General features: G+C 64.9%; 6 protein-coding genes. 1 reads left to right on the plus strand and 5 read right to left on the minus strand.

Translation table 11 applies throughout. From position 1 onward, the window contains the following. Positions 1-234 precede the first annotated feature (234 nt). The 5 genes from G4D85_RS15960 to G4D85_RS15985 all read right to left on the minus strand — a co-directional run bounded on the left by G4D85_RS15960 (position 235) and on the right by G4D85_RS15985 (position 10,834). Complete coding sequence (locus tag G4D85_RS15960) at positions 235-5,121, minus strand: hypothetical protein (protein ID WP_164012807.1); 4,887 nt, start codon at positions 5,119-5,121, stop codon at positions 235-237. Between the two features lie 238 nt (positions 5,122-5,359). Continuing rightward, positions 5,360-6,139 (minus strand): transposase, encoded by a 780-nt coding sequence (locus G4D85_RS49450; protein ID WP_240359308.1) that lies wholly within the window; start codon positions 6,137-6,139, stop codon positions 5,360-5,362. Positions 6,140-6,657: 518 nt separating this feature from the next. After that, positions 6,658-6,900, minus strand: coding sequence for a hypothetical protein (locus G4D85_RS15975; RefSeq protein ID WP_164012809.1), 243 nt, complete (start codon positions 6,898-6,900; stop codon positions 6,658-6,660). A gap of 552 nt (positions 6,901-7,452) precedes the next feature. Next, a complete protein-coding gene (locus tag G4D85_RS15980) occupies positions 7,453-8,655 on the minus strand; it encodes a hypothetical protein (RefSeq protein WP_164012811.1) in 1,203 nt (400 codons plus the stop codon). Positions 8,656-8,794: 139 nt separating this feature from the next. Then, positions 8,795-10,834 (minus strand): lipoxygenase family protein, encoded by a 2,040-nt coding sequence (locus G4D85_RS15985; RefSeq protein WP_240359309.1) that lies wholly within the window; start codon positions 10,832-10,834, stop codon positions 8,795-8,797. Between the two features lie 103 nt (positions 10,835-10,937). Here G4D85_RS15985 and G4D85_RS15990 point away from each other — a divergent pair, with 103 nt between their 5' ends. Next, positions 10,938-12,965, plus strand: coding sequence for a lipoxygenase family protein (locus G4D85_RS15990; protein WP_164012815.1), 2,028 nt, complete (start codon positions 10,938-10,940; stop codon positions 12,963-12,965). The last annotated feature ends 19 nt before the right edge of the window (positions 12,966-12,984 follow it).

Raw genomic sequence — 12,984 nt, forward strand, 5'->3', positions numbered from 1 at the left:
GCTGCTTCGAGGTACACTCTGTTTTCACCGCGTAGCTCCTGTCGATGGGTGGAAAGCCTTGAGAACTCTCCAGTTATCGGTCGGTCGCTACGCGGTGTCCCCTCTACCCGTGATCGATCCGGGCTAGGCGAACTCAGCAGACGCGCTGGAGCAGTATTGGGATGACGCACTGAATTGGCCAATGTGCACGCCAAATGCAAACTTTCGCCTTACTGGACTCAACGTCCGCCTATGTTAATCGGGCTGATTCCACCAAGGCCCTAGTCCCTCAAATATCCTTCGGCCGAGAAATTGTTTGTCGAGCTTTTTTTCGCGCTTCTTCATGGCGCCGCTCAGATTGTCCCAGTTGACCTGGGCGTGAGCCATCTTCAGACTGAAGAAAGCGTCGTCATTTCTAATTGATTGGGTATTATGGTTAATCCAGGCCCAAGCCCGACGGTCAGCCGAATGCTGGAACAGCACCCATGCTGCGTAGCTCTCAACGCTGTCCGTAGCAGTTTGGTAAGAACGCCACCAGTGGTGCGCACAGGCCTCTCTGTAGCGCCATTGAGCGGACTTGCGTCGCAGTGCTTCATGGCCAGTCTGAACTTCGCCCTCCGGCCAAGCGTCGACTACGGGCAGGTTGTTGCCTGCTCTGAATCCGTCTAAGACGACGCCCCGCCTGCGGCGCCAAGCTAAAGACGACGCCTTGTCCGCTTCGATGACTCTTGAAAGCCAATCTGTCTTCCCATTAATAGTGGCGGTAAGCGCAACATTCAAGAAATCCTTGTCAGTGTGGCAGTAACGAAGATCGATTAGCTCTGCGCGGAGTTCTTCCGTTGTCGGTGTGTCAGGCGCTCGGAAGAGTATGTGGATAATCTCGTCCACATTCGCGAGGCCAACAATGCGTGTGTTGAGAGCTGTTCGAAGACTTCGCCATAGAGTCGCGCCAACACTGGCATTATGCCCCAACAGTGCTTCGCACAGAGCAAGGTAGGCAAATTCGGCGAGCCCTACTCGGCGCTTGAAATCGCTCGTGGGACCGTTCATCCCTTCCAGCCATTGTTCCACCAAGTCTGGTGCGTGTTGGAGAACGGGCGCAAAGTCTTTGGCGTCAATGCTCTCCAAGAAGAGGCCTGCCCCCGCTTTCTTGGCTGCTCTGATTCGCTCGACCGCTATTTCGACGGCTCGCTCGTGCGCCCTGAGTTGGGCCTCGACATTTGAGGACGAGTGCAAGTTGGAATTCGAAACCTTGGGGTCCTCATCGTTTCTGCTTGGTGTCACAGAGAACCTGAGCAATCCGGAGTCCTTATCCGTCAGGTCTACAGACAGAGTAGAGCCAATATCCGGGGCTTGGCCTTTCTCTGCTACAAGGAAGCTACCTATGATGCAGCCAGCGAGACGGAGTTCGGCTGGGTGGCCTCCTCGCCGCCGCGCAGCTTCTAAGAGGCGCCACGGTGCCAAGCGTGGCGCGAGCTGCTCGAAGGGCAGGTCGGTCGTGCCTTCGATCAGAGCGCCAGTTCCGAAGTGGTTGATCCAGTGTTCCGCCTCGGCGGACCAGTGCCAGTCTCGTTCCATCAAGGCGCGCCCGAACCGCCTCGCATCCGCTCCTGCGAGTGCTCGGTACGCGAAGCGACGAAGATCACCGTCGGTTCCTTCGGCGAAGCCCATGAGCCAAGACCAAGTAAAGTCGCTAAACGCAATCTGATGAAGGGATATTAGTAAGAGGAAGCTGCTCAATTGTTCCGCTGAGCCGGTGCCAAAACGGCCAATCAGTGTGTCAACCTCATCTGGCGTAGGTCGTTGGAGGATTCGAACGAGGCCTAGAAGGATGTCCTTGAGACCAGCCTTGATAATAGTTTCCGCTTGCGTAATCGCATTCTGGCGATATAGCTCTAATGTCAGCAATTGATTGGCGGCATAAAGCTCGTGAAGACCCTCTTCTTCGCGGCCGCTGAGTCGCAATGTCTGCGCCGCCATGGCCTCCGTCTCCTTGGCAAGGATGAGGTGCGCAGTGCCATGGAATGCATCCCAGTATCGGGAGGCGAGTGGGCAGGTGGCAAAACTCCGCAGCTTCCGGCATACAAGGTCAGCAAAGAGGTCGGGCGCGCACCGCGCCAACACCAGCTCCAGTTCCTCGAATTCGTGGTCCTCGGACGTGCGATGGTTCTGCCGATGAATTTTGTCCACGTCAACTGAAGCTGCAGCGGCGCGAACCTCTTCCACGAAAGCTGCCGGTGGCACGAATGTTGGATCGAACCACAATTCATGCGTCCTTTGAACCCGAACGGGGAGCCGCACAGTGGTGTCGTTCAGTGCTTCCTCGGCATGGCGCCGCTCCAGCGGAAAGTAGCTCTTGCTCGGATGCGGCAGATAGTCTTTCGCGTATGTACTGCTGCGATCTAAACCAGGATCGATCTCGACTGCGGCCGTGTCGTCCTTTTCCTCGCCGGTCAACCACAGCAGCAGCGCCGCCGCACGAACGGGCAGCGCCGGATTCACGCCGGCCTCCGGTGTGCGCAATTTTACTGCATCTGACAATGCCCGCAGAGCGTCCGCCGTTTGCGCGGGATCAATTTCGTTGAGGAGACAGAGCCACTTCAGCCCGTCCCAGCCCGGGATGTCTTCTCCAGCAGCCATGGCTATGGCGGCGGCCTCGAATACGGCAGTGATATTGGCGAGTGAGAATCCTTCCAGAATCGATGGCGCCGTCTGTCTCAGTATGCCGTCGTCACGATCAACGAACTGGAGATCCAGCCCGAGCACCTTCAGCGGCCCGGAGGTGTCCACGCCAACTCTTGTAAGAAACCGATTAGACCGGTACCTGCGAGACTCCTCATGCGACTGCTCAATGGGCTTGACGCCGCGAGAAACGACGCTGAACCAGCGTCGAGCCCTCTCCACGATTGCGGAGAGGGCAGAAGGACTCGGACGAGGAATCGCGCGAAGGGCGTTCACTGCCCAGTGGCGGGCGGACGCGTGGGTGTGCGTGCTCGAATGCTCAACAGCATCGAGCAGTGCTTCAAGTAAGTTCGCTGCCAATCCCGCCAGTTCTCGCCGGTGCGCCTCGGTCACGTTTTGAGTCTGTAGCCAAGCTGTCACCAACGCGCCAGCGACTGGAGTATCAGTGGCCCCACCGCGCTCCACGAGGATGGACACCGCCGCGCGGAGAATCTCCGCCCGTTGGTCGAGCCCTGTAATGGGATCCAGCCATCGAGTCAGTTCAGCCTCAATGGTGGCGAACGTCTGCGTTAGCACGGCATCCAGATGCGAGAGCAAGGCAGCGCCTAGTGCATGAGATACGACAGTGGGCTTAAGTTGAAGACTGCCCGCTGGCCCAGATGCGGTGAACTGGCCATCAATAATGTCGCTCAGTCTTGCGAAGACTTCGCGTTCGGACAGGTCCAATCGCTCGGTGGTTTCACCCAACGTTTTTAATGAGAAAGCCCGGACGCCGTCACGGTAGCGACGCGCTATCTCCTGCAGCCAAGATCTCCAGTCTTCCTCACTAAACGACTTTCCGGCGCGGTCGCCGAACGTGTCTCGGCCATACTCCCAAAGCAGGCGGTGCACGGTGACTTGGCCGGCTTCAACCAAACGGTCTCGAAACTTGATCACCAACTTGAACAAGCGCGGCGTGCGCGCCAGATCAATCAGCTCTGGGTGGAGGTCGCCTCGCGTCAGCCCCTCGAAGGCCAGCATCTGATCGAGTTCGCCGCCAAGAGAGACATCGTACGGATCGACCTGAACGAGCACCGCAGGTACGGTGAGGCCGCGCAGTTTGTGGAGACGATCGTCTAAGTGGTGGTTCCGTGTACTGATGATGATCCGGATGCGCCGTTCAAAGGTTTCAGATTGCAGAATCTTTAGTATATGCAACCACGGCACGGATGGTTCCTGGTTCAAGCCATCGAAGAAGACGGTCAGGACAGGTCCTTCGTCACATGGTCGCTTAAGGAGGAGTTCCAGACGCCGCAGCCAGTGATCGCGGTCTCGTATGCTGGTCAGTTCATGCAGGCGGTCTGCGAGAAAACGCTTGATCGCTGTTTCCGAATTGCCGGTGAGTTCCGCCATCGCTGAAGACGGCACAATGAGAACAATTGGCTGTTCGTCTTTGTGGTCTACCAGCCACGCAAGCGTCGCCCACGTCTTGCCGACGCCATCAAATCCCACGACTGAGGCCGGCGCATCGTTTGGGGCTGCATCCTTCCACCACGCCACCAAGCGTTCATGGACAGCGCGTCGTCGAACTTTCCGGTCCCGTGCGCCGCCGGCCACGTCCTGTCCGAGGGCAGCGTTGGAAGCTCTCTGAGAACTCCAGATCTTCTCCAATTTTCTGAGCGATTCCGCTCTCAAAGCCTCGAATCCCAAGCTCCATGCCTGGAGGTCGCGTGAGAGACGCTTTACGACTTCAGCCGAAACGGGCTGCAGCGCTCGGGCAAGTGCGCCTGCATCGGCAGAGAATTCAGCTTCGACGAGGTTGGGATCGGACGCGCAGAGAGCGGCGAGCGAGGCAAGACCATCGGGCTTCCAATCTAGGATGATGATAGGAACACCGAGCGACTCGCCCTTATGGAAAAGGCTCTGTTCAAGCTGCTCTGACACGTCACGCGTAGCGACAAGGATCCAAGCTTCCAACGCTGCGTCCCTGAATAGCGCGTGGTCGATTTCGCCCAGAAGCTCGCGCTCACTGAGGGAGGTGGTGTCGCTGTATTTCTTGCACTCGATTCGAAGCCGTCTGCCTTGTCGTCCAGCTGGCCCGGCGTCACCACCATGCTGGAAGCCTGATTTTGCGACGGCGACCGTAACGCCGAGAAGTCGGCCGATCAGAGCAGCTGCTAAGTTCTCGAGCTTAGAGGCATTGCTTTCTTCTTGGAGTATAGCCTTCAGCCTCCTTTCGTTTTCCCGATCTGTTGTGGTCAGCATTGTGCGCCTATCGATAAGAGTAGTTCGTCGTTCGTAGACTATAGACGGAATGGGGGCCATGGTTGAGGGGGGCGGTCCGGTGCTCGGCACGGGCCGCTGCGGCGGGGCCAGCGCGGCCCCCGGGAAGGCGCCCGCCACAGCGTCCATGCGGGCGGCGAGCGCGGCCAGCGTGGGCGACCCGAACAGCTCGCGCAGTGGCAGGTCCACGCTCGCCACGCCCCGCACCCGCGACATCACCTGCGTGGCCAGCAGCGTATGGGCGGGATAGAAGCCATGTTGAGGGTGAAGGCTGGAGTGGAGGAGCCGAGGAGGGCCGCTGACGAGGGCCGCCCGAGCAGTGAGCGCTGCCGGTGGAGAGGCCGCTTGAGCCCCCTTGGGTACACGCCGGCCCTAGCCACGCTCCGATGAGGTGCGCGGCAGGGGCTTGGCTCTCTTTGCTGTGGCGGCTTGAGCCTCAACACCCGCGGCCTGTGGGGGCTCTAGCGCCGGGGCCAAGCGCGCACCTGCCGTGGGCAAGCCCAGGTGCTCCAGAATCGCGCGCACCCTTCCCGCTTCCTTCACGTACGCCAGCACCCGCCGCCTGCCTCCACACCTCACGCACGCGAACACGTCGAACGCGAACGTCCTCCTGAGCAACTCCGCGAAAGTCCACTCGCGGCGTCTTCTCCTTCAGCGGCTCCTTCCTGGCCGCTGCCTGGGGCGCCACGCTCACCTCTTCCGCACCTGCCTGGGGGAGCGCCACCCTCGCCTCCTCCGCACCTGCATGGGGGACCAGAAATGGCCGCAGTCTCGCGCCTGGAGCGAAGACGCCGTGGAACCTCGTGAGGTTTGTCCGAGGCGGAGGCACCAGCGACGCCACACGCCGTAAAAGTTTTAGCCCGGTGAAGAAGAGGTGCGTGGTGCCGTCGGGCAGCGGGCGCTTCATCCGCCAGGCGATGCGGCTGTCCTCCGCGCGCGACAAGCGCTCCATCGCCAGAGCGCCGCGCGTCCCGTAGCGGCATAGCCGCTCCAGTCTCTGCCTGTCTTTGGCGTGCAGGTGCGTGTTGGCGTGCAGAGAGAAGCCCTCCAGCAAGGCGCACCGGGGGTTGCTTTCGGGGAGGGGCCGCACGTCCACCTCCGTCCAGCGCAGTCGCTGCTGCAGCGCGTGCGCCTGGTACGCCTGCAGCGCGTCCTCATGCCCTGGTGCGGGCAAGGCTCCTCTTTTCTCCAACAGCCGCAGCCCCCGGTGGCGCACCCCCTCAGCAATTGCTCCACCTCTGCTTGCGTGGGCGGCGGCAACGGCGCGAAGCGCACGCCGCCTTCCTGCGGAACGAAAACGCCGTCCGGCACCAGTGAGTGGAAGTGAGGCGTCACTTGCAATGCTGAGCCAGAAAACTGGATGAAAGATACGGCCCCGACCTGCCCTGACCCGGCCCAAGGCGCTCAAGGACCTGGGAAACCCGCGCGTTCGTAGATCCGTGGACGGTTAGAACTTCCACTCCCAACTCAAAAGGGTTGTTGAGCAGTATCCAGGCGAGCTTCTCATCCACCTCCATCCTCAGCTTGGGATCTTCGTGTGCCCCCGCGAGCCTGGTCAGAATTGACTTCCAAGAATGGCTTCAGACATTCTGCGTACCCTCCTACCCCCCCCGAGGTGCACATGCGGAAGCTGTCTGTCCTGGCCGTGCTGATGGTGGCGGCTGGCTGCGTCCCGCCAGAAGGTGAGCAGGCTCCCTTCATGGAGTCCATTGAGCAGTCCGCCACGAGCGGCTGCTACGTCACGGTGTACTGCTCGGACGGCACCAGCCGGACCTGCTCGGGCGCGAGCGCCTGTTCCGCCGCGCCAACCGGGAGCCCTCCCAGCGTCACGTGTGACGGAGTGTCGAGTTCCTGTTCCACGTCGCCTCCGCCCACCGGCTGCACCATCAGCGGCGTGACGTATAGCGCTGGCACCGTCAATCCCAGCAACACCTGCCAGGTGTGCGACCCCGCACGCAGCACCACCAGTTGGTCCAACCGGGACTCCCTTGTGATCAGCTACAACTGCAAGGAGAACTTCGAGGTCTGTCTCGACGGCCCCTGCGGCGGGAACTGGTGCGACTCGGACGCGTACTGCAGCGCCCGCTGCGTGAGTGGCCAAGAGGTGTGTGACGGGTGAGCCTCACGCGGCGGGTGACGTCGACATGAGGGCCCACTGGCCCGCCCTTCCGGCCTGGGACTCCACGAGCTTCGGGCCGGAGGGGAGGGCGGACATTGAACTGGCTCGCGGGCGTCAGGCGTCCCTCCACCCGCGCGCCCTCAGGGCTTCCCTGACCTGCTGAGCCCCTCCACGGCTGCCTCCGCAGCGCGGAGGGTCTTCGTGGGGGCGGCGGGCTAGGTCTTCCGCTCGGGCCGTGAGGATGCGCGCTGCGAAGTAGCGCCGGTGTGCCGCCTCGGCGCTCGAGCTGCCGGGACGCCACATCGTCGCCTTGGCCTTCCAGCGCGCAGGGCGGGTGGAGGCCCCCGGTAGAACGGTCTCCCCGGGACTGCCCGGGCCTTGCCGGCACCCGGGCAGGGCAGTGCCGCGGCTCAGCGCCCGTCCGGGTAGCAGAAGCCGTAGGTCCGGTCGCTGCCACCACTGGCGAGCGGGTAGTTGGCGTAGCCGAGCTCCTCACCCGGGCCACACTCCGAGCGGGCGCGCGCGTAGCGGTAGCACACGGAGGTGCCCGAGCCCGTCACGTCCGCGCAGACGCCCCGCGCGCCCTCCACGCCGCAGAACTCGGCGAAGCCGCCGGGGCACGTCTCACCGATGAGCGCGGGGCTGAAGGCGAAGCCAATGGGCTCCATGACGGACTGCTGGATGCACAGGCCGTAGACGCCGCACACGGTGCCGCTCGGGCAGCCGGGGTTCGGCGCCATGAAGTCACAGGTGGCCAGGCACTGACGCTCCTCGGAGTAGGCGCTGGTGCACGCATGGCCCCGGGCGCAGTCCGTCGACGCGAGCGCGTGCTCGGTTGCGGCCGGCGTGTACGTGCAGGCCTCGCCCTGCGTCTTCGTGCCCAGCGACTGCTCCAGCGTGCCATCGTCGGCCGCGGAGTTGCTGGGGACGCAGGTGGTGCCCGGCATGTTCGCCGTCAGCGAGCCCTCGCGCGGGTCACACCCGGCCTCGCGGACCGTGTTCCACGTCGCGAAGCGAATCCACCGGCACTCGCCACCCGGCACCGGCGCGCTGCCCGTGTACGGCGCCGCCGTCGGCGCCGCCGTCACCGCCTCACGCAGGACGACATTCGCCAGCGCGCCAAGCGTCTGCTGCGGGGACACCTTGAGCGCGAGCAGGAGCAATCCCGACTCGGCGACGAACATCTTCTGCAGCCCGGCCCTGCCGGCGTCCTGGAAACCCCACACACACTGCTCGCAGTTGAAGAGGTTGGTGCCGCCCGCCGACAAATCATACAGGCCCGGCCCCGTATTCACATCCAGCCGGATGCGGGCGGTGTCCGCGACGGTGGGGTCGCCCAGGTTGGTGGTGAACTCACCGCGATACGTCGGCTGCGAGCCCCAGAGCACCGGCGTCAGCTCGGTGCCGTTCTTCAGCTCACCCAGGGTGGTTTCGGTACATCCCGCCGGAGGCGACAGCCGCGCGGTATCCTGCTCGACGGCCTCCATCGAGTCCGGCGGCTCCTGAGGGGCCGGCGCTTCCGTGGAGGGGCCACAGCCCACCATCGCCGCCAACAGGAACGTGCTCCACCGCCACTTGCCCCTGGATGCAATTCCCACATGCTGAGAAGTCATTGATGTCGTCTCCCGTTGTCGGTAGCAGCTCGGCTCGCGCGTCCCCGGACAGGCGGGGACGGCCACGGTGTCGTGGTGGCGAGCTGTCTTTTCAACGGACGAAGGGCCCATGAGTCGCAAAGACTTTCTCAACCCCTGCCTAGATGTTGATGCGGGAGCTGACCGTCCGGATGTCCAGGCCGAGCGCCGCGAACGCCGGGCCCTGGGCGCGTAGCAGTTCCACGAAGCGCGGGTGCACGTCGGCCTCCTCGTTGGACAGGAGGAGGCCGTAGTTCGTCTTGGAGAGCATCCAGGAAATCCACAGCATCTCCGTGGCCGCGTCTGGCGGAGGGGCGACGTCCAGGTCCGCCTCGGTCGACAGCGCCCCGCCTTGACCCCAGCGCAACCCCAGGCAGGTGTACAGCACCTCGCCAGCGTCCTCCCACTGGAGGTTGTTGGCCCACGCATGCCGGAAGGTCGCGAAGTAGATGACGTAGCGGCAGAGCTGCTTGAGCGCGTCCAGCTCTCCCGGCTGGGGCACGTCCGTCCGGCTCACCGCGCTGACCGCCTTCGGCGTCGGCTCCAGCACCTTCTCATCCAGGTTCATGCGCTCCGAGCGCACGAACCAGGGAGCGTCCTTCCCCGGGACTTTCGCCCGAAGGTACCGGCACACGAAGGCAGGCGCGGAGTGGGCCACGAGGTCGTCCGAGAAGCGGCGCACCTCGAGCCACTGCGCCTCCACCTCGGCTCCGTGCTCCGCGAAGAAGGTATCGACGTGCTCGCCGAGCACCTTCCAGAACAGCCCCGCGGCCCGCGCGTAGCGGTGCCCTTCGCACACGGGTGGCGCGGGCGAGAAGCCCCGCCAGTCGTAGCTGCCCAGCAGATGCTGCAGCCGCGTCTCGATGCCCCCCTCGGTCAGCGCGCTGGCCCGGGTGATGTAGCCCGTCGGCCCCACGAGGAACCCGCTGGCCGCGTGATTGATGAGGACCACCTCGCGCAGGTGGGGCATCAGCAGCCAGCGCAGGGGACTGCGCCGCAGGTTCCGGTGGGCCGCGATGGCGTACTGCTCGACGTTGAAGTGGCACTGCCCCAGGTGGTTGCCCAGCTCGGTGTCCAGCGTCGCGCCCACCCGGGCCAGGCGCTTGGCGGCCTCCCAGTCCGCGCCATCCGCGGGCGTGTAGGTCCGGCGTGTCACGGGCGAGCCGGGCGCCGTCGCACCGGGCTCCCGCATTCCCAGGATGATGCGCACCGGCAGCAGCCGGCCTTCCACCAGCCGCAGCCTCACGTCCACGTCGGGCAGGCAGTGGACGCCATCCTGCTCGTACGCGTTCCAGGGCAGGTAGAGCCGGAAGGCCTGGGCGTCCCCGGGGACCTCGGGGTCTCTGTCCAGGAGGGTGGAGAACATGCCGTTGAGCAGCCGCTCTCCGAAGAAGGCGTCACTCCGGGTGGAGCCGGGCGCCTCCCTCTCCATGCGGACCGTCATCGATTCGGGGTAGTCGGCCTGGATGCGGTCCAGGTCCGGCGCGTGTCCCAGGCGGGCCTGGAGCAGGTGCTGGCGCTTGATGAGCTCGATGGGGGCGACGGCCTTCAGCATCGCGAGGGCCCGCCCCGGGGCATAGGCGGTCGGCGGCGTCCCTTCCTCCGTCACGAGCAACCGGGCCAGCGGTGTCCCCGGCTCATATTCCCAGTAGGGCAGCCGGAGGGTGCCGAAGTCGTGGTGGAGCGCACCATGGTTGTCAGGCCCCTGCTCCGAGCCGATGCGCCGCCAGGTCTCCACCACCCGGCCATCCTCGCGGAAGGTGTGCTGGGGCTCGAAGAAGCGGACCTCCAGGTCGGGCAGGTCTCCAGCGCCTGCATCCGCGGGGTCATAACGGATGGAGAAGCCGCCTTCGGCGTCCGTGAAGCACTCGCCCAGGAAGTCGTCGGGAGCGCCGAAGTCCCGGTCCCAGAGCTCGACCTTGAGGTGATGCAAGGGAATGGGGCCGTGGGGGCCGTCCTGCTGGAAGACGATGCGCCCCACGGCGACGGCAGGGAGGCTCGCGGGCTCCCTCGGGGTGCGGGTCGCGCGGACGCGGGGTGCCAGCTCACGGCTGAGGGCCAGCCGCTCCTCGAGCGCCAGACTGGAGTACCACCGGGCAAGCTCCTCGGGCTCGAGGACCTCGTTGCCCTTCCCCCGTCCCTCGAACCCCAGGGACACCATCAGGCGTCGCAGCGCTGTAAGCATTTTCCGTAGAGAGTACCACGGCTTGCAGTGTCTTCTTTTCCCGACCTACCGTCCGGCCCCGTGTCAACCTGAGGGTGCAATGACTGTCGAGTACAGGCTCACGATTCGCACGGACGCGCGGCTCGGCTCGGGGACGGATTCCACCATCTCCGTCGTGCTGGTCGGTACGCGGGGAGAGAGCGGTCCGCACACGCTGGACAAGCGCTTCCACAATGACTTCGAGGCCGGCGCCGAGGACGTCTACGCCATCTCGGCGGAGGACGTGGGCGAGCTGGTGCTGCTGCGGTTCAGCAACTCCGGAGGCGTCGCGGGAGACTGGCTCCTCGACACCGTCTGGGTCAGGTCGGGCGGCAGGAGCTGGTTCTTCCCCTTCTACCGGTGGGTCCTGGGCGGCTCGACGACGGAGGTCCTGGAGGGCTCGGCGCGGCTGCCGCAGCAGGTGAAGAGCGAGCGCGAGGCCCGGGCCCGCCACGAGCAGCTCCAGGTCCGCCAGCGCATGTATGGCTGGCGCCCCGCCGAGGAGACCGCCGAGCTTCCCGGCGCGCTCGACATCCGCGAGGAGCGGCCGCTGCCGAAGGACGAGCTGTACCGGGGCCTGAGCGAGGGCAGCTACGAGGTCGTCGTCGCCAAGACGGTGGCCGCCATCAAGCTGCACCTGCCCTTGCTGTCCAGCGCCTGGAACGGGCTCGTCGACATCTTCGACTTCTTCAAGGCCATCGAGACGCCCCAGCTCGCCCCGCGCTGGAAGGACGACCTGGAGTTCGCGCGGCAGGCCGTCCAGGGCATCAATCCCCTCCACATCCAATCCATCGCCCACCTGCCCGCGGGCATGCCCCTGTCGGACGCGGACGTCCACGGCCTGCTGGCGCCGGGCGACACGCTGGCGCGCGCCTTCGAGGCGAAGCGCGTCTTCCTGCTCGACTTCGAAATCCTCGAGGACATCCGGATGTTCCGGAAGGTTGGCGAGGATGGCGTCGAGGAGCGGCGCTGGGCGCCTGCGTCCCGGTGCCTGCTGTACCTGGACGACACGCGCCAGCTGCGGCCCATCGCCATCCAGCTCGGGAGGGAGCCGGAGACCGCCCCGGTCTTCACGCCCAATGACGGCGAGTACGACTGGCTGGTGGCGAAGGTCTCCTTGCGTTGCAGCGAGGGGAACACCCACCAGATGGTAGGGCACGCGCTGCGGACCCACTTCGTGGCGGAGCCGTTCGTCATGGCGACGATGCGAAACCTCCCGGACCCGCACCCCGTCTACAAGCTGCTCCGCCGCCACTTCCGCTACACGCTCGCCATCAACGAGGGGGCGCGAAAGGGCCTGCTCTCCGAGGGTGCCGTCTTCGACGACTTCATCGCCACCGGCGGTCCCGACAAGGGGCACCTGCAGCTGGGCAAGAAGGGCTTCCAGCGCTGGAAGCTGTCCGACAACAATCCGCGCCTGGACCTCGAGCGCCGCGGTGTCCTCGACCCCGCCGTCCTCCCCTATTACCCCTACCGGGACGACGCCCTGCCGTTGTGGGATGCCTTCGAGGAGTATGTCGGTGGCGTGCTCCGGCACTTCTATCGGTCCGACGCCGACCTCACGGCCGACGTGGAGATGCAGCGCTGGTGGGCGGACCTCACCGCGCGGGGGCTGCCTGTCGAGAAGCTGCCCTGCCGGGAGCTCCGGCGCGTCGAGGACCTCGTGGACATCCTGACCACGGTCCTCTTCACGGTCAGCGTCCATCACGCCGCGGTGAACTACCTCCAGTACGAGCACTACGCCTTCGTGCCCAACGCACCGCTCTGCCTGCGCCGGGAGCCGCCGAGGCAGAAGGGCGTCATCGGCCCCGAGGACATCACGGCGATGATTCCCACCAAATCCCAGGCGCTCTGGCAGGTCGCCATCGGCCGGGCCCTGTCCAGCTTCGGTGACGACGAGGAGTTCCTCCTCCACGAGAGCGGCTGGCGCGAGGACTACTTCCAGGAGCCGGAGCTCGCGGCCATCCGCGACAGGTTCCAGGACCGGCTGCGCGCCCGGCTCGCGGTGGTGCAGGCTCGCAACGCGAAGGCCGAGGTCCCCTACACCGTCCTGCGGCCCGACAGGATTCCCTGCGGCATCACCGTCTGAGGCGCCCCGGAGGCGCACG

The sequence above is a fragment of the Pyxidicoccus trucidator genome (genome assembly GCF_010894435.1).
Lineage (GTDB): Bacteria > Myxococcota > Myxococcia > Myxococcales > Myxococcaceae > Myxococcus > Myxococcus trucidator.

What these genes read in the sequence shown, in the direction of transcription:
- G4D85_RS15985 (WP_240359309.1), bottom strand. Translation starts at nt 10,834, where the DNA reads ATGGTGTCCCTGGGGTTCGAGGGACGGGGGAAGGGCAACGAGGTCCTC.
- G4D85_RS15990 (WP_164012815.1), top strand. Translation starts at nt 10,938, where the DNA reads ATGACTGTCGAGTACAGGCTCACGATTCGCACGGACGCGCGGCTCGGC.
- G4D85_RS15980 (WP_164012811.1), bottom strand. Translation starts at nt 8,655, where the DNA reads ATGACTTCTCAGCATGTGGGAATTGCATCCAGGGGCAAGTGGCGGTGG.